We start from the raw sequence: 17,646 nt of genomic DNA, 5'->3' as shown, positions 1-17,646 counted from the left end.
CCGTCTGTGTGCCCCGGACGGATCCGCAAGGCTAGCGCAAAGGCGCTGTCCTCGGGATCAATTGCCCGGGAGTCAACGGCCGTTGCTGACGGCGGCGATGCCGGCCCGGGCGGACTTCTCGTCCAGGTCGCCGGAGGGCGCGCCCGCGACGCCGACGCCCGCGATCGGGGTGTTGTCGTGGGCGACGGGGGCGCCGCGGGCCAGGAACAGGGTGCCCGGGATGTCCTTGAGAGTCGGCGCGGACTCCAGGCGCTCGGTGAGCTGGGAGGTGGGTGCGTTCCAGGCGACGGCGGTGTACGCCTTCTTGACCGCGGACTCGTAGGCCTGTGGGCCGGCACCGTCGCCGCGCAGGGTGACGAGGGTGTTGCCGTCGCGGTCCACCACCGCGACGCTCACCCGCTGCCCCTCCTTCTGGGCGGCCTCCAGCGCGGCCTGGGCGGCATCGGTGGCGGCCTGGATCGTGAGGTGGTCGGTGGTGGTCGTGGCCTTGCCCTTGACCCCGGTCACGGCGGCGGCCGGGGTGCCGTCCGTGGTGTCGGCGGAGGCGGACACGGCGCCGGTCACCCCGGCCCCGACCGCCGCGAGGGCCGCCGCGGAGGTGACGACCTTGGCGCGGGTGGAGAACTTCCTGGCCTTGTGCTGCATCGCGGGCAACTCCCTGTCGTGTCACGTCGGCGTGCGCTTGCCGCGCCGTGTCTCCAGCCTCGGGCCGAAGCCACCGCCGGCCCATCGGCGTTCCGGCTCGTCCCCGGGAGCGGGACGGCTGACGGCCGGGTCATCCGATCGGATGACCCGGTGCCCTACGAAGCTCCGGTAGGGCTCTGGTCAGGCTCTGGTGCATACCGATACGGGCGTCCGCCGCGGCTGCCGGCCACGGACGCGCGCGCCGGCCGGGCCGGCCCTCGTGAACTCGGGGGCCGGGCGGGCTTCGGTTCTGTCCGCGGTCGTTAACAGAATCGAAAGTTTCGACATCGAAAGCCCTGCTTCCGATCATGAAATTGGTGAGCCGACGCCAGCTTGATCGTCAGCCTTGAGGTGTCACTGGTGTGAGCTGCGTAAACGGCCTGTCGAGACCGGGACTTGATCAGCGAAGCTTTCGAAATTCATGCCGAAACTGTTGACAGTTGTCAGGGTCAGACCAACACTCGACGACACCTCACCCGGAGGAAGCGAGGAGGAAGCACGGACATGAACGCGCTCGCGCATCCCAAGGGCCGTGGCGCCGGCCGGCTCAGACTGGCCGTCACAAGCGCCTGGGCCATCGCGCTGGCCGCCATGGCGGCCATGCTGCTGCCCGCCGCCGCCAGTGCCGACACGACCATCACGTCCAACCAGACCGGCACCGACAACGGGTACTACTACTCGTTCTGGACGGACAGTCAGGGCACCGTCTCCATGAACATGGGCTCCGGCGGCAACTACAGCACCTCATGGAGCAACACCGGCAACTTCGTCGCCGGCAAGGGCTGGAGCACCGGCGGCCGCAAGGCGGTCACCTACTCGGGGAGCTTCAACCCGTCCGGCAACGCCTACCTGTCCCTGTACGGATGGACGACCAACCCGCTCGTCGAGTACTACATCGTCGACAACTGGGACACCTACCGGCCCACCGGGACGTACAAGGGCACGGTCACCAGTGACGGCGGCACGTACGACATCTACGAGACCACCCGCTACAACGCCCCCTCCATCGAGGGCACCAAGACCTTCAACCAGTACTGGAGCGTGCGGCAGTCCAAGCGGACCGGCGGCACCATCACCACCGGCAACCACTTCGACGCCTGGGCGAGCCACGGCATGAACCTGGGCTCCTTCAACTACATGATCCTCGCGACCGAGGGCTACCAGAGCAGCGGCAACTCCAACATCACGGTCGGCGGCTCGGACTCCGGCGGCGGAGGCGGCGGTGGCGGCACCGGCGGTGGCTGCACCGCGACGCTGTCGGCGGGCCAGTCGTGGAGCGACCGGTACAACCTGAACGTCTCGGTCAGTGGTTCGAACAACTGGACGGTGACGATGAAGGTTCCCTCGCCGGAGAAGGTGATGGCGACCTGGAACGTGACCGCGAGCTACCCCGACGCCCAGACGCTGGTGGCCAAACCCAACGGCAACGGCAACAACTGGGGCGTGACCATCCAGAAGAACGGCAGCACCACCTGGCCCACGGTCACCTGCACCGCGAGCTGACCCCGCCCGCACGAGACACGAGAGGAGGACACCGTCCATGCGCACCCCACCACGCAGGTCGTGGCGTTCCCCGGTCGCCAGACTGGCCGTGACCGCGCTGGCCGTGGCGGGCGTCTCCGCCGTCGATGCCACCGCCTCGCACGCCGCGGCCTGCAACGGGTACGTCGGACTCACCTTCGACGACGGCCCGTCCAACGACCACACCCCGGCACTGCTCGGCGCGCTCAAGCAGTACGGGCTGCGGGCCACCATGTTCAACGAGGGTCAGTACGCCGCCGCGTACCCCGCCCAGGTGAAGGCCGAGGTCGACGCGGGCATGTGGGTCGGCAACCACAGCTACACCCACCCGCACCTGATCCAGGAGAGCCAGTCGCAGATCGACTCGGAGCTCTCCCGGACCCAGCAGGCCATCGCCGCCGCGGGCGGCGGCACGCCGAAGCTGTTCCGCCCGCCCTACGGCGAGACCAACGCGACACTGAAGTCGGTCGAGGCCAAGTACGGCCTGACCGAGATCATCTGGGACGTCGACTCCCAGGACTGGAACGGCGCGACCACCGACGCGATCGTGCAGGCCGTGGGCCGGCTCGGCAACGGACAGATCATCCTCATGCACGAGTGGCCCGCCAACACCCTCGCCGCGATCCCGCGCATCGCGCAGACCCTGGCGAGCAAGGGCCTGTGCGCCGGCATGATCTCCCCCTCGACCGGCCGCGCGGTCGCCCCCGACGGAGGCTCCTCCGGCGGTGGCGGCGGTACCGGCGGTGGCTGCACCGCGACGCTGTCGGCGGGCCAGTCGTGGAGCGACCGGTACAACCTGAACGTCTCGGTCAGTGGTTCGAACAACTGGACGGTGACGATGAAGGTTCCCTCGCCGGAGAAGGTGATGGCGACCTGGAACGTGACCGCGAGCTACCCCGACGCCCAGACGCTGGTGGCCAAACCCAACGGCAACGGCAACAACTGGGGCGTGACCATCCAGAAGAACGGCAGCACCACCTGGCCCACGGTCACCTGCACCGCGAGCTGACACCCTGGTAGGTCTGGCGCGGCGGCCCATTGACCGCCGCGCCACGGCCGTCCCCGTTCAGCCGACCGGGCGGGCGGCGTCCGTCCCGAGCGTCTTCCAGGCGGTTCCCCCGGCCCGCCGGCCGGGATGTCGTCGCGCACCGTGTCGCTGTTGGGCCGAACAGGTGACATGGCGTAAGAATTGGCTGATGCAGGGGATCAGTGCGAGTCAGGTCAGGGGGAGCCGGTGAACAGCCACGACGTCACCGATGAACAGTGGGAGGGGCTCGCCCAGGTCGTGCCGTTGCGGGGTCGCGACGCCTGGCCCTCCGCGGTGAGCCACAGAGCGCTCCCGGAGGCGGAGACGGAGACGCGGCGCCGGTTCGTCGTGCTCAGGGTGAACGTGTTCGCGGACGCCCGAGATGTCGCCGAGACGCTGATGGCGGGCGTCCCGGTACTCCTGGACCTGACCGGTGCCGAGACCGAGGTCGCCAAGCGGGTGCTGGACTTCAGCACCGGCGTCGTCTTCGGCCTGGCGAGCGGAATGCACCGGGTCGACCGGAACGTCTTCCTGCTGACGCCGGCCGGCACCGAGGTGAGCGGGCTGATGGAGGGGGCGGCGGTTCCCGGGGCGTGAGCCGGGGCGGCAGGCTGCGGGGACCGTCCCCCGATCGTGGGAAGGCAGGCCGGGCGGAACGGTTCGCCCGTGCGGCCGGGCCCTACCGTCCGGGCATGTCCGTGTTCTCGGCGTCCGCCATGTCCTTGACCGAGCCGTCCTTGTCCGAGCATTCCTCGCCTTCGCCCACGCCCTCTGCCGCAACCCCATCCACGACCCCGTCCCCCTCCCGTACGTCCCCGACCCGGCCGGAGCGGCCGTGTGTCACCGAACTGCGGCTGTCCGCCTTCGCCGCGCACCGCGGCGCCCGCTTCCCGCTCGGGCCGCTCACGCTTCTGGCCGGACCCAGCGGCTGCGGCAAGACCAGTGCGCTCAGGGCGTACGAGGCGCTCGCCCGGCTCGGCGGTGGTGCGACCCTCGACGAGGTGTTCCCGGATCCCGGCGCCTGCGTTCCCGAACGCGCGCGGCCGGACGCCCAGCACCGCCGCGGATTCCGGATCGGCTGTACGGCGGACGGTCCCCACGGACCGGTGCGGCTGGACCTGGCCGTGCAGGCGGAGCCCGGACTGCGCGTCGTGGGGGAGAGGTTGACGGCCGGCGGGCGTGTCCTGCTGGAGACGGCGCTGTGCGATCCGAGGCGCCGGACGGTCCAGGCCACCTGGTACACGGCCGGCTCGACGGTCGTGACCAGGGCACCGCTGCCCGACGACCGGCTCGGCACCGCGCTGTTGCCGTTGCGGGTGGCCGGGAAGACCGACGGGCAGCGGCAGGTGCTCGCCGCCGTCGAGCAGATGGTCGTCGCCCTGCGGTCGGTGTTCGTGTGCGAGCCGCGGCCCGCACGGATGCGTGAGCCGGCACCGGTCGGTACGGGACGTCTGATGCGCGGTTGCGACAACCTGGCCGCCGTGCTCCGGCGCACCCGCACCGAGTGCGGGCGGCGGCACGGGCTGCTGGTGGAGGCGGTGCGCGCCGGGTGCGCGGGGCCGGTGGCCGATGTGCTCGCCGAGCCGGTGGGCGACGGGCGGGTGCGGGCGGTGCTGGACCGCGGGGACGGGGTGCGCACCGGGTTCGAGCGGCTGGGCGACGGCGAACTGCGATACACGGCGCTGGCGTTGGTGCTGCTGACCGGGCCGGGGGTGCTGGACGTCGACCCGGTGGGCGAGGTGCCGGCGGCCCTGCAGACGCTGACGGTGCTCTGCGACGACTTCGGCACGGGGCTGGACCCCCGGCAGCGTGACGAGTTGCTGCGGCTGGCGGCGCGGATGTGCGAACGGGGGCACATCCGCCTCGCCGGGGCGGTGAGCGACGGGGCGTGGGCCGGTGAGGTGGGGGAGCCGGGGCAGGGGCGAGTGGTAGACCTGGTGCGGTGACCGATCACCATGAGGAGCCCTGCGGGCCCGGGGAGCCCGCGGGGCCCGGGAACTCCGACCTGGCCGGGTTGCAGCGCCGGCTCGCGGAGTTCGCCGCCGCGCGCGACTGGCAGCCGTACCACACCCCGAAGAACCTGGTCGCCGCGCTGAGCGTGGAGGCGTCCGAACTGGTCGAGATCTTCCAGTGGCTGACTCCGGAGGAGTCGACGCGGGTCATGGCCGACCCGGAGACCGCACACCGTGTGCGCGACGAGGTGGCGGACGTCCTCGCGTATCTGCTGCAACTGTGCGAGGTGCTCGACGTGGATCCCCTGGCAGCGCTCTCGGCGAAGATCGACCGCAACGAGAGCAGATTCCCGGCCCCCGACCGCACGACGAGGGGCGCGGAAGACCCGGGGAACTCGGGACACTTGGGAAACCCGAGCACCTCGTAGCCGTGTTGATGCCCCGTAGCCCCGATGAGGCCTCGTAGCCCCGTTGAGGCCAGGCCCCGTAGGCCCGATGAGGCCCTGAGCCGACGCGACCCGGTGGTTCGGGCGACTCGGGGGCGTGCTCGGTCATTCTGTCCTCCCCCGGCCCGACTGGCCCTGCCCCCAAGCGACTCGGCCGTCACTACGCCACCGGCCGGCGTCCCGTGCGGTCGGCACCGTCCGCACCCGGACTCTCGTCGGAATGCGACCCTCCGATATCACTCTCCGAAGTTGTTCGCTCAGTCGAAATCGATTTGTTGTCCAGAGATTTCCGTCTTCCTCTGGCTTTTCGTCACGTTCGGAGTCACTCTGGGTAGTGAACGAAGGAGTTCGGGCAGACGTGCGAGAAGCGCGCACGTGGGGAAGAGACGGGGGCAGCGCATGGATGCGGTGCGGCTCATCCTGGCGAGCAGGCGTGCCCTGGCGGGGAGCGGCGAGGCCCCCGTCATCCTGACCGAGGTGTGGCAGGCGCAGGCCCTGGCACAGGCGATAGGCAGCCGCCTCGCGGTCTCCGGACCGCCCGAGCTGCGGGGCGAGGCGCTGGGGCTGACCGAGCTGGCGGGCCGGGGCTGCGGGGTGCTGGACGCCCCCGAACTCGATCCCGGGGACTTACGGGCGGCCCAGCTCACCGAACTCGCCGACGCCCACGAGGCGTTGGTGGGGCTGGGCGGCCTGCTCGGCGAGGTCGGCATCGCCCTGGTCGGCATCGCCAGTTCCGCCGCCGACGAACGCACCTACTGGCAGTGCATGGAGGCGATCGACGCGGCCGACGAGTCCAGAGACCGGGTCCGCGAGATGCTGCGGAAGCTGGCCGCCCGGGAGGCGGCGGCGCTGCCGGAGCGGGAAGCGGGCTGACGAGGTTCACCCGGCGGGGCGCGACGGGCGGCGCGGTGGGCGTGACCGCCGGCGTGCAGGATGGAGGCATGGATCTTCGCATCTTCACCGAGCCCCAGCAGGGGGCCACCTACGACACTCTGCTCACCGTGGCCAAGGCCGCCGAGGACCTCGGGTTCGACGCCTTCTTCCGGTCGGACCACTATCTGCACATGGGCGACGTGGACGGACTGCCCGGGCCCACCGACGCCTGGATCACCCTCGCCGGGCTCGCCCGTGAGACCAGGCGCATCCGGCTCGGCACCCTGATGACCGCCGCCACCTTCCGGCTGCCCGGTGTGCTCGCCGTCCAGGTCGCGCAGGTCGACCAGATGTCCGGCGGCCGGGTCGAACTGGGTTTGGGCGCCGGCTGGTTCGAGGCGGAGCACAGGGCGTACGGCATTCCGTTCCCGAAGGACAAGTTCGACCGTCTCGAGGAGCAATTGGCCATCGTCACCGGCCTGTGGGCGACGGAGGTCGGCAAGACCTTCGACTTCCACGGCAGGCACCACGAGCTCGTCGACTCACCCGCACTGCCCAAGCCCGCCCAGGCGAAGATCCCGGTGCTCGTCGGCGGGCACGGCCCCACCCGCACCCCGCGGCTCGCCGCCCAGTACGCCGACGAGTTCAACATCCCGTTCGCCTCCGTCGAGGACAGCGAGCGGCAGTTCGGCCGAGTGCGGGCCGCCGCCGAGGCCGCCGGCCGCGGGGCCGGCGACCTGATCTGCTCCAACGCGCTCGTCGTCTGTGTCGGCCGGGACGATGCGGAGGTCGCGCGCCGGGCCGCCGCGATCGGCCGCGAGGTGGACGAGCTGAAGGCCAACGGCCTGGCCGGCTCCCCGGCCGAGGTCGTCGACAGGATCGGCCGCTACGCCGGGATCGGCTCCCGGCGGATCTACCTTCAGATCCTCGACCTGACCGACCTGGACCACCTGGAGCTGATCTCCTCCCAGGTGCAATCGCAGCTGTCGTAGCGCGACACCAGTGGTGCGGCACCGGTTGTAGGGCACAGGTTGCACGGCACCGGTTGCACGGCACAGGTTGCCTCTCGGCCCGGAAACCGTCGTCCGGGCCGAGAGGCACGCCCCCCGTGGCCGACCCTCGGACCTGGACCTGTGACAGGCCTGTGACCGGAACTATGGCTTCCGCCACAGTCGGAGACGCGGCGCCCTGATGAGGTGACCGGATGCGCAGATCAGCCACCCTCCTCCCGGTCCTCGCCGCGGTCCTGCTCCTCCCGGCGTGCGGATCGGAGCACGCGGGCACCCGGAGCGCCGGCTCGGGCGCAACCAGTTCGCCGCACCGCACCCAGGTCGACGATCCGGGAACCGACGGCGTCCGGATCACCGCGGTGACCGTCCCGTCCGCGTCGCCGCCCCCTCCCGCGGCCACTCGGTCCACGCCGACAGGCTGCCCGCGGACTCGGGCATCTTCGCCGAGTACGAGGTGACCAACGACGGCACGCAGGCGCTGACGTACACCGTCCTGTTCGACTTCACGACCAGCGCCGGCGAGGTCATGAGCAACAAGCGGGAAACGGTGCGCGACGTCGGCCCCGGCAGGACGGCGCGCGGCACGGTCCGCATGGGGGTTCTGCCGCCCGGCGCGTCACCGGTGGCGCAGGTCAAGGTCGCCGAGGTCACCAAGGTTCCCGCGGACGAGGCGCCGCCCGCCGCGGGTGTCTGCCCGTCCTCCGGGATCCGTGTCACGGCCGACCAGGGCGACGCCGCCATGGGACTGCGCGTGGTGGGCCTGCACCTGGAGAACTGCGGAACGCGCGACTACACCGTGGACGGCTACCCGCGGTTGGAACTGCTGGACGGGAGCCGTGAGCCGATCGAGGGCGTCAGGATCCTCCGAGGCAGCGGCGGCATCACCGCCCTGCCCGAGTGGGACGAGCGGCCCCGGCCCGTCACCCTGAAGCCCGGCGAGAGAGCGGTCTCCGGCCTGGTGTGGCGCAACACCACGGAGTCCGGCACACCCGTCGACGTGCCGTACGTCCGCGTCCGCGCGAAGGCCGGCGCCGACCCGGTGACCGTGACGCCCCGTCTCGACCTCGGAACCACCGGGAAGCTCGGCGTCCGGCCGTGGCAGCGCGAGCAGCGGGCACAGAGCGGGCAGCGGGCACAGAGCGGGCAGCCGGAGCAGCCGTAGCCCGGAGCGGCCGTAGCACGGAGAAAATCCCAGGTGCCCAGGCGTCGTTCTCTGTACGTTGGAGAGGCGCACAAGCGTACGACCAGCGCTTTCGCTTCTTCGAACCCTTCGAGGCAGTCCACCGTGTTCCTGACGATCACCACCACCGGTACCCCCGAACGCCCCGCCACCGACATGGGCTTCCTGCTCCACAAACACCCCGGCAAGGTGCAGGCGTTCTCCACCTCCTACGGCACCGCGCACGTCTTCTACCCAGAGGCGGACGACCGGCGCTGCACGGCGGCGCTGCTGCTGGAGACCGACCCGGTGGCCCTGGTCCGGCGCGGCAGGGGCAAGGGACGCGGCGGAGCGCCCGACGCGGCACTGGCCCAGTACGTCAACGACCGCCCGTACGCGGCGTCCTCGCTGCTCGCGGTGGCCCTGAGCGGCGTCTTCTCCAGTGCGATGCGGGGCGTGTGCAACGCCAGGCCTGAGATCGCGGGGCAGCCGCTGCCGCTGCGCATCGAGGTGCCCGTACTGCCGGCCCGCGGCGGAGCCGAAGGGGCGCGACGGTGTCGAGAGGCCGAGCGCGCGGAGGCCCGAAGGGCTGAGCACGGTCGGCCTCTCGACACCGGCTGTAGCGCCCCGCAGGCGGAGCCGGTCAAGCACAGCGGCCCGGACCTCGTCCGGCGCCTGTTCGAGCCGCTCGGCTGGGCCGTGACCGCCGAGCCCGTGGCGCTGGACGCCGAGTTCCCGGAGTGGGGCGACTCCCGGTATGTACGCCTCGTCCTGGAATCCGACGCGTTGACCCTCGCCGAGGCCCTGCGTCACCTCTACGTCCTGCTCCCCGTCCTCGACGACGCCAAGCACTACTGGGTCTCCTCCGACGAGGTCGACAAGCTGCTGCGGGCCGGAGAGGGCTGGCTGCCCGAGCACCCGGAGCAGAAGCTGATCACCAGCCGCTACCTGTCCCGCCGCTGGTCGCTGACCCGGCAGGCGATGGAGCGGCTGGAGCTGGTGCGGCTCGCGGAGGCCGACGACAGCGAGGTCGAGGACATCGACAACGCCGTGGAGGCGGAGACCGAGACCGAGGAGAGGCCGACCCCGCTCGCCGTGCAGCGCCGGGAGGCGATCCTCGACGCCCTGCGCGAGTCCGGTGCCGCCCGTGTGCTCGACCTCGGCTGCGGCCAGGGCCAGTTGGTGCAGGCGCTGCTGAAGGACGCGCGGTTCACCGAGATCGTCGGCCTCGACGTGTCGATGCGGGCGCTGACCATCGCCACCCGGCGGCTGAAGCTGGACCGCATGGGCGAGCGGCAGGCCTCGCGGGTCAGGCTCCTCCAGGGGTCACTGGCCTACACCGACAACCGTCTCAAGGGCTACGACGCCGCCGTGCTCAGCGAGGTGATCGAACACGTCGACCTGCCGCGGCTGCCCGCCCTGGAGTACGCGGTGTTCGGCTCGGCCCGCCCGCGCACGGTCCTCGTGACCACCCCGAACGTCGAGTACAACGTCCGCTGGGAGTCCCTCCCGGCCGGACACGCCCGCCACGGCGACCACCGCTTCGAGTGGACCCGCGAGGAGTTCCGCGCCTGGGCGACGGCGGTCGCCGAACGGCACGGCTACGACGTCACCTTCCGGCCCGTCGGGCCCGAGGACCCCGAGGTGGGCCCGCCCACCCAGATGGCCATGTTTGTAATGAACACAGCCGTGATCAACACAGTGAAGGAGGCGAAGGCGGCATGACCGGGATGCACACCGGACGGGCCCTCCCCGTCACCGACCTCTCCCTCGTCGTCCTCGTCGGCGCCTCCGGTTCGGGCAAGTCCACCTTCGCCCGCCGGCACTTCAAGCCCACCGAGGTCATCTCCTCGGACTTCTGCCGCGGCCTGGTCAGCGACGACGAGAACGACCAGGGCGCCACCCGGGACGCCTTCGACGTGCTCCACTACATCGCGGGCAAGCGCCTGGCGGCCGGCCGCCGCACCGTCGTCGACGCCACCAGCGTGCAGCAGGACGCCCGCCGGCAGCTGGTCGACCTGGCCAGGCAGTACGACGTGCTGCCCATCGCCATCGTCCTGGACGTGCCCGAGGAGGTGTGCGCCGAACGCAACGCGGCCCGCACCGACCGCGCCGACATGCCGCGCCGGGTCATCCAGCGGCACATCCGCGAACTGCGCCGTTCGCTGCGGCACCTGGAGCGTGAGGGCTTCCGCAAGGTGCACGTCCTGCGGGGCGTGGAGGACGTGGAGAACGCCACCGTCGTCACCGAGAAGCGCTTCAACGACCTGACCCACCTCACCGGCCCGTTCGACATCATCGGCGACATCCACGGCTGCGCGTCCGAACTGGAGGCGCTGCTGGCCAAGCTGGGCTACGTCGACGGAGTGCACGCCGAGGGCCGTACGGCCGTCTTCGTCGGCGACCTGGTCGACCGCGGCCCGGACAGCCCCGGCGTGCTGCGCCGTGTGATGTCGATGGTGAAGTCGGGCAACGCCCTGTGCGTCCCCGGCAACCACGAGAACAAGTACGGCCGTGATCTCAAGGGCCGCAGGGTCCAGCACACGCACGGACTCGCCGAGACCGTCGAGCAGATGGAGGGCGAGAGCGAGGAGTTCCGGCAGGAGGTACGGGAGTTCATCGAGGGACTGGTCAGCCACTACGTCCTGGACGGCGGCAAGCTGGTCGTCTGCCATGCCGGTCTGCCCGAGAAGTACCACGGCCGCACCTCGGGCCGGGTGCGCTCGCACGCGCTGTACGGCGACACCACCGGGGAGACCGACGAGTTCGGGCTGCCGGTGCGCTACCCGTGGGCGGAGGACTACCGGGGCCGGGCGGCCGTGGTCTACGGTCACACGCCCGTCCCCGAGGCCACCTGGCTCAACAACACCATCTGCCTGGACACCGGTGCCGTCTTCGGCGGCAAGCTCACCGCGCTGCGCTGGCCGGAGCGGGAACTGGTGGACGTACGGGCCGAGCGGGTCTGGTACGAGCCGGTCAAGCCGCTGCGCTCCGAGGCGCCCGGCGGGCACGACGGCCGGCCGCTCGACCTGAAGGACGTGCACGGCCGCCGGGTCGTGGAGACCCGGCACGCGGGCCGGGTCTCCGTCCGCGAGGAGAACGCGGCGGCGGCCCTGGAGGTCATGAGCCGCTTCGCGATCGACCCTCGGCTGCTGCCGTACCTGCCGCCCACCATGGCGCCGACGGCGACCTCGAAGGCGGAAGCCCGCGGCGGAGCCGCTGATGAGCACTTCCTGGAGCACCCGGAGGAGGCGTTCGCGCAGTACCGGCAGGACGGGGTCGAGCGGGTGGTGTGCGAGGAGAAGCACATGGGCTCGCGGGCGGTGGCCCTGGTCTGCCGCGACGCGGAGTCGGCGCGCAAGCGGTTCGGCGTCGAGGGCCCCACCGGGGCGCTGTACACCCGTACCGGCCGCCCCTTCTTCGACGACCCTTCGGTCACCGAGCAGATCCTCGACCGGCTGCGCACGGCGGCGGGCGAGGCGGGTCTGTGGTCCGAGCTGGACACGGACTGGCTGCTGCTGGACGCCGAGCTGATGCCGTGGTCGCTGAAGGCGTCCGGGCTGCTGCGGACGCAGTACGCGGCGGTGGGCGCGGCCTCCGGTGCCGCGTTCCCCGGCGTACTGGCCGCGCTGGAGGGCGCCGGGGCCCGCGGGGTCGACGTCACCGGCCTGCTGGACCGCCAGCGCGAGCGCGCGAGCGCCGCCGCCGCCTTCACGGCCGCCTACCGCCGCTACTGCTGGACCACCGAGGGGCTGGACGGCGTCCGCCTGGCGCCGTTCCAGATCCTGGCGGTCCGGGGCCGCAGCCTGGCCGCGCTGCCCCACGACCGGCAGCTCGCGCTGATCGACCGTCTCGTGGAGCACGACGGCACCGGTCTGCTCCGGACCACCCGGCGCCTGTACGTCGACACCGGTGACGCGGAGTCGGTGCGGGCCGGCGTCGACTGGTGGCTGGAGATGACCGGCCGCGGCGGCGAGGGCATGGTCGTCAAGCCGCTGGGCGCCCTGGTGCGCACCCCGGAGGGCCGCCTGGTCCAGCCCGGCATCAAGTGCCGTGGCCGGGAGTACCTGCGGATCATCTACGGCCCCGAGTACACCCGCCCCGACCACCTGGACCGGCTGCGGCGGCGCTTCATGAACCACAAGCGGTCGCTGGCGATCCGCGAGTACGCCCTCGGCCTGGAGGCCCTGGACCGGCTGGCCGACGGCGAGCCGCTGTGGCGGGTGCACGAGGCGGTGTTCGGGGTGCTGGCGCTGGAGTCGGAGCCGGTGGACCCCCGGCTGTGACCCCGTGGCCCCCGCCGTGGCCACCCGTGGCCCTCGCCCTGACCGAGGCCACGACCGAGGCCACGACGGGGGCCACGATCGGGGGTCATAACAACAAGGCGCGGAAACGGACGAGCAGAGGGTGAATCCGGTCGCCGATGGTCAGGATGGAGTCATGGGATTCCACGTCGACTCCGAGGCCGGGCGGCTGCGCCGCGTCATCCTGCACCGGCCCGATCTCGAGCTCAAAAGGCTCACCCCCAGCAACAAGGACGCCCTGCTCTTCGACGACGTGCTGTGGGTGCGCCGGGCGCGCGCCGAGCACGACGGGTTCGCGGACGTGCTGCGTGACCGCGGGGTCGCCGTACACCTCTTCGGGGACCTGCTGACCGAGACGATGGAGATCCCGTCGGCGCGGTCGCTGGTCCTCGACCGCGTCTTCGACGAGAAGGAGTACGGGCCGCTGGCCACCGACCACCTCCGGGAGGCGTTCGAGTCGCTCCCCGCCCCGGAGCTGGCGGAGGCGCTGGTCGGCGGCATGACCAAGCGCGAGTTCCTCCAGGGATACGCGGAACCGACCTCCGTGCGCTTCCATGTGATGGACCTGGACGACTTCCTGCTCGGCCCGCTCCCCAACCACCTGTTCACCCGGGACACCTCCGCCTGGATCTACGACGGCGTCTCCATCAACGCGATGCGCTGGCCCGCCCGGCAGCGCGAGACCGTGCACTTCGAGGCGATCTACCGCTACCACCCGCTGTTCCGCGGCGAGACGTTTCATGTGTGGTCCGAGGGGCAGGCCGACTACCCGTCCACCATCGAGGGCGGGGACGTGCTGGTCATCGGCAACGGCGCGGTGCTGATCGGGATGAGCGAGCGGACCACCCCGCAGGCCGTGGAGATGCTCGCGCACAAGCTGTTCGCCGCCGGGTCGGCCCGTACGATCGTCGCCCTCGACATGCCCAAGCGGCGCGCCCTGATGCACCTCGACACGGTGATGACGATGGTCGACGCCGACGTCTTCACCCAGTACGCCGGGCTCGGGATGCTCCGCTCGTACACCATCGAGCCGGGCGCCGGGGACAAGGAGCTGAAGGTCACCGACCACCCGCCGGAGCACATGCACCGCGCGATCGCCGCCGCGCTGGGCCTGAGCGAGATCCGGGTGCTGACCGCCACCCAGGACGTGCACGCCGCCGAGCGCGAGCAGTGGGACGACGGCTGCAACGTCCTCGCCGTCGAGCCGGGCGTCGTCGTCGCCTACGAGCGCAACTCGACCACCAACACTCATCTGCGCAAGCAGGGCGTCGAGGTGATCGAGATCCCCGGCAGCGAGCTGGGGCGGGGCAGGGGCGGTCCGCGCTGCATGAGCTGCCCCGTGCAGCGGGACGCGGCCGCATAGAAATCCGGCGGGGGCGCATAGAAATTCTGAGAGTCGTATAGAATTCCAGCAGTTCTGTCCCCCACCCGTTGGAGCGCCCCCATGGCGACAGTCCCGACCGCCCTCGCCGGCCGCCACTTCCTCAAGGAGCTGGACTTCACCGAGGAGGAGTTCCGCGGCCTGGTCGAGCTGGCCGCCGAGCTGAAGGCCGCCAAGAAGGCCGGGACCGAGACGCGGTACCTGAGCGGCAGGAACATCGCCCTGATCTTCGAGAAGACCTCGACGCGCACGCGCTGCGCGTTCGAGGTCGCCGCCGCCGACCAGGGCGCCTCCACGACCTATCTGGACCCCTCCGGCTCCCAGATCGGGCACAAGGAGTCCGTGCGGGACACCGCCCGCGTCCTCGGCCGGATGTTCGACGCCATCGAGTTCCGGGGCGACAGCCAGGCCGCCGTCGAGGAGCTCGCCGCCCATGCCGGCGTGCCCGTCTACAACGGGCTCACCGACGACTGGCACCCCACCCAGATGCTCGCCGACGTGCTCACCATGACCGAGCACAGCGACAAGCCCCTGAGGGAGACGGCCTTCGCCTACCTGGGCGACGCCCGCTTCAACATGGGCAACTCCTACCTGATCACCGGCGCCCTGCTCGGCATGGACGTACGCCTGGTCGCGCCCAAGACCTACTGGCCCGCCCAGGAGATCGTCGACCGGGCGCAGGAGCTCGCCCGGGCCAGTGGCGCGCGCGTCACCCTCACCGAGTCCGTGACGGAGGGCGTGCTCGGCGCCGACTTCGTCGCCACCGACGTCTGGGTCTCCATGGGCGAGCCCAAGGAGGTCTGGGACGAGCGCATCGAGGCCCTCGCCCCGTACGCCGTGACCATGGACGTGCTGCGCGCCACCGGCAATCCGGACGTGAAGTTCCTGCACTGCCTGCCGGCGTTCCACGACCTGGGGACCAAGGTCGGCCGCGAGATCCACGAGCGGCACGGCCTGACCTCCCTGGAGGTGACCGACGAGGTGTTCGAGTCACCCCACTCCGTCGTCTTCGACGAGGCCGAGAACCGACTGCACACCATCAAGGCGATCATGGTCGCCACCCTCGCCTGACAGCGCGGCCCGACCGACGCACCCGACCACCCCGCATCCTGACCGGCGGCCCGGAACCACCCATTCCATGGCGCCGCCGCGCGACCCACCCGGTCGTCCCGCACCACCAGAAACGAGCACCACCCCCCATGCCCGCTCCCCGCATCAAGTCCCCGGCCCTCCTCGTCGCCGAATCCGGCGCCGACCGCGAGGGCCACGGCCTGAAGCGCACGATGGGACTGTTCCAGCTCATCTGCTTCGGCGTCGGCGCCATCGTCGGCACCGGCATCTTCGTCGGCCTCTCCGACTCCGTCGCCCAGGCCGGCCCGGCCGTCGTCGTCTCGTTCGTCCTCGCGGCGATCACCTGCGTCTTCACCGCCTTCTCCTTCGCGGAGCTGGGCGGCGCGATCCCGGTCTCCGGCTCGTCCTACTCCTTCGCCTACGCCGGCCTCGGCGAGTCCACCGCCTTCCTGGTCGGCTGGTGCCTGCTGCTGGAGTACGGCGTCTCCATCTCGGCCGTCGCCGTCGGCTGGAGCCAGTACGTCAACGAGCTGCTGCACAGCCTCACCGGCGTCCAGCTCCCGGCCGCCCTGTCCGCCGGCCCCGGCGACGGCGGGATCATCAACCTCCCGGCCGTGATCGTCATCGCCATGGCCTCCGTGCTGCTGGTGCGAGGGGTGCGCGAGAGCGCCCGCGCGACGGCCGCCATGGCCGCGGTGAAGCTCGTCATCCTGCTGGCCTTCTGCGCCGTCGGCTACAGCGCCTTCAAGCACGGCAACCTCACCCCGTTCTCCCCGGCCGGCCTCGGCGGCATCGGCGCGGGCACGACGGCCGCGTTCTTCTCCTACATCGGCTTCGACGCGATCACGACCGCCGGCGAGGAGGCCAAGAACCCGCGCCGGGACATCCCGGTCGCGATCATGGTCTGCATGGGCATCGTGACCCTGCTGTACTGCGCTGTCGCGCTCGCCGCGATCGGCGCCATCGGCGGCGAGCAGGTCGCCGGCCGCCCCGCCGCCCTGTCCTACGTCGTCAACGAGGTCACCGGCTCGGCCGTCGGCGGCGGAGTGATCGCCTTCGGCGCGGTCGTCGCCATCGCCTCGGTCGTCCTCGCGGTGATGTACGGCCAGACCCGCATCCTGATGTCGATGTCCCGCGACGGCCTGATCCCGCGCGTCTTCGAGAAGGTGAACCCGAAGACCTCCACCCCGGTCGCCGGCACCCTGATCGTCGCGGTCGTCTTCGCGCTCCCGGCGGCCTTCGCCTCCCTCGACGCCGTGATGAACCTGTGCACCATCGGCACGCTCGCCATCATGGCCGTCGTGAACATCGCGGTGATCGCCCTGCGCCGCCGCGAGCCGGGCCTCACCCGCAGCTTCCGGGTGCCGCTGTACCCGGTGGGCCCGCTGCTCGGCGTCGGCTTCTGCCTGTACCTGATGTACGAGACCGGCCGGCAGACCTGGATCCAGTTCGCCGTGTTCCTCGCCGTCGGCCTGCTGATCTACGCCGTGCACGGCCGCCGGCACTCCACGCTCGCCGGGGCCGCCCCCGAGGTCACGCCGGGTGCCGCCGCTGAACGGGAACCGCAGACAGTCTGAACCACACCGCCTTGCCCGACTCGGTCGGGCGGTGGCCGCAGGAGGAGCTGAGGGCGCGGATCAGCAGCAGGCCGCGCCCGTCCTCCTGCCAGGGGTCGGGTGCCGTCAGATCCGGCCGGGTCAGCCCGCCGGGCGGCGCCGGGTCCGGATCGTGCACCTCCACATGACAGCCGGTCGGCAGCAGATGCACCACCAGCTCTATCGGGCCGGTGCCCGCGGTGTGCTCCACGGCGTTGGCGACCAGTTCCGCCGTGAGCAGCTCCGCCGTGTCGCTGTCGGCCGTGACCAGGTGCGCCGGCTCGGCCAGCGCCGTACGGACCAGTGCGCGGGCCACCGGCACGGCGGCGGCAGTGTGCGGCAGCGCGACGCGCCAGGAGGCGGAGGCTGAGGGTTCGTGCACCGTGAGTCCGTTCATGGTGCGGGGCGCCGGCGTGGAGACCATCGGCGTTCCACTGGTGACCATCGGGCTGCCCCGCTTTCGACGAGGGAATGGTACGGGGGCCGCCGCCGGCGGCTTCCGGCGGGCTCCGTCCGGGACCGTCGGCCCCGGCACGGACGGCCTACCCGGGGGGACGGCGCGCCTCCCGCGACGACTCCGCTCGTTACCGCGCCATGGACGAGCTGTGACGAAACGACGGGCA

At 71.5% G+C, this 17,646-nt stretch carries 15 protein-coding genes; 13 read left to right on the top strand and 2 right to left on the bottom strand.

The window, feature by feature from the left end:
- Positions 1 to 72: 72 nt before the first annotated feature.
- A complete protein-coding gene (locus R2S09_RS22770) occupies positions 73 to 645 on the bottom strand; it encodes a heme-binding protein (RefSeq protein WP_316742917.1) in 573 nt (190 codons plus the stop codon).
- 543 nt (positions 646 to 1,188) lie between these two features.
- Here R2S09_RS22770 and R2S09_RS22765 point away from each other — a divergent pair.
- From R2S09_RS22765 to R2S09_RS22705, 13 genes are all read left to right on the top strand, one after another.
- Positions 1,189 to 2,187, top strand: a complete 999-nt coding sequence (locus tag R2S09_RS22765; RefSeq protein WP_316742915.1) for a glycoside hydrolase family 11 protein — start codon at positions 1,189 to 1,191, stop codon at positions 2,185 to 2,187.
- Positions 2,188 to 2,224: 37 nt separating this feature from the next.
- On the top strand, positions 2,225 to 3,214 hold the full coding sequence (locus R2S09_RS22760; RefSeq protein ID WP_316742914.1) for a polysaccharide deacetylase family protein: 990 nt from the start codon (positions 2,225 to 2,227) through the stop codon (positions 3,212 to 3,214).
- A 225-nt stretch (positions 3,215 to 3,439) separates the two neighbouring features.
- Positions 3,440 to 3,829, top strand: a complete 390-nt coding sequence (locus R2S09_RS22755) for a cell division protein SepF (RefSeq protein WP_306184420.1) — start codon at positions 3,440 to 3,442, stop codon at positions 3,827 to 3,829.
- Between the two features lie 95 nt (positions 3,830 to 3,924).
- Positions 3,925 to 5,178 (top strand): AAA family ATPase, encoded by a 1,254-nt coding sequence (locus R2S09_RS22750; protein ID WP_306184418.1) that lies wholly within the window; start codon positions 3,925 to 3,927, stop codon positions 5,176 to 5,178.
- Entirely contained in the window at positions 5,175 to 5,612 is a 438-nt protein-coding gene (locus R2S09_RS22745; protein ID WP_306184417.1) for a nucleotide pyrophosphohydrolase, read from the top strand. Before R2S09_RS22750 ends, R2S09_RS22745 begins: the two co-directional genes overlap by 4 nt.
- 417 nt (positions 5,613 to 6,029) lie before the next feature.
- Positions 6,030 to 6,503 carry a DUF6099 family protein gene (locus R2S09_RS22740; RefSeq protein WP_316742967.1) on the top strand — a complete coding sequence of 158 codons (474 nt, stop codon included), beginning with the start codon at positions 6,030 to 6,032 and terminating at the stop codon, positions 6,501 to 6,503.
- Between the two features lie 68 nt (positions 6,504 to 6,571).
- Positions 6,572 to 7,495, top strand: a complete 924-nt coding sequence (locus R2S09_RS22735; RefSeq protein WP_306184415.1) for an LLM class F420-dependent oxidoreductase — start codon at positions 6,572 to 6,574, stop codon at positions 7,493 to 7,495.
- Positions 7,496 to 7,763: 268 nt separating this feature from the next.
- Positions 7,764 to 8,675, top strand: coding sequence for a DUF4232 domain-containing protein (locus R2S09_RS22730; RefSeq protein WP_316742911.1), 912 nt, complete (start codon positions 7,764 to 7,766; stop codon positions 8,673 to 8,675).
- Between the two features lie 123 nt (positions 8,676 to 8,798).
- On the top strand, positions 8,799 to 10,397 hold the full coding sequence (locus tag R2S09_RS22725) for a 3' terminal RNA ribose 2'-O-methyltransferase Hen1 (RefSeq protein WP_316742909.1): 1,599 nt from the start codon (positions 8,799 to 8,801) through the stop codon (positions 10,395 to 10,397).
- On the top strand, positions 10,394 to 12,958 hold the full coding sequence (locus R2S09_RS22720) for a polynucleotide kinase-phosphatase (protein ID WP_316742907.1): 2,565 nt from the start codon (positions 10,394 to 10,396) through the stop codon (positions 12,956 to 12,958). Before R2S09_RS22725 ends, R2S09_RS22720 begins: the two co-directional genes overlap by 4 nt.
- Before the next feature lie 154 nt (positions 12,959 to 13,112).
- Positions 13,113 to 14,339, top strand: coding sequence for an arginine deiminase (locus tag R2S09_RS22715; RefSeq protein WP_306184407.1), 1,227 nt, complete (start codon positions 13,113 to 13,115; stop codon positions 14,337 to 14,339).
- Positions 14,340 to 14,420: 81 nt separating this feature from the next.
- Positions 14,421 to 15,428, top strand: a complete 1,008-nt coding sequence (gene argF / locus R2S09_RS22710) for an ornithine carbamoyltransferase (RefSeq protein WP_306184405.1) — start codon at positions 14,421 to 14,423, stop codon at positions 15,426 to 15,428.
- A 128-nt stretch (positions 15,429 to 15,556) separates the two neighbouring features.
- Positions 15,557 to 17,005 (top strand): amino acid permease, encoded by a 1,449-nt coding sequence (locus R2S09_RS22705; RefSeq protein ID WP_316742904.1) that lies wholly within the window; start codon positions 15,557 to 15,559, stop codon positions 17,003 to 17,005.
- On the opposite strand, the gene R2S09_RS22700 is transcribed toward R2S09_RS22705, so the two are convergent.
- Positions 16,962 to 17,420, bottom strand: a complete 459-nt coding sequence (locus R2S09_RS22700) for an ATP-binding protein (protein ID WP_316742966.1) — start codon at positions 17,418 to 17,420, stop codon at positions 16,962 to 16,964. The two genes, R2S09_RS22705 and R2S09_RS22700, sit on opposite strands and share 44 nt — an antisense overlap.
- Between the last annotated feature and the right edge of the window lie 226 nt (positions 17,421 to 17,646).

It is taken from the genome of Streptomyces sp. MK7, from assembly GCF_032658145.1.
GTDB lineage: Bacteria > Actinomycetota > Actinomycetes > Streptomycetales > Streptomycetaceae > Streptomyces > Streptomyces spiralis.
The sequence above is the reverse complement of the archived record's forward strand: the minus strand, read 5'-3'. Positions and strand labels throughout refer to the sequence as shown.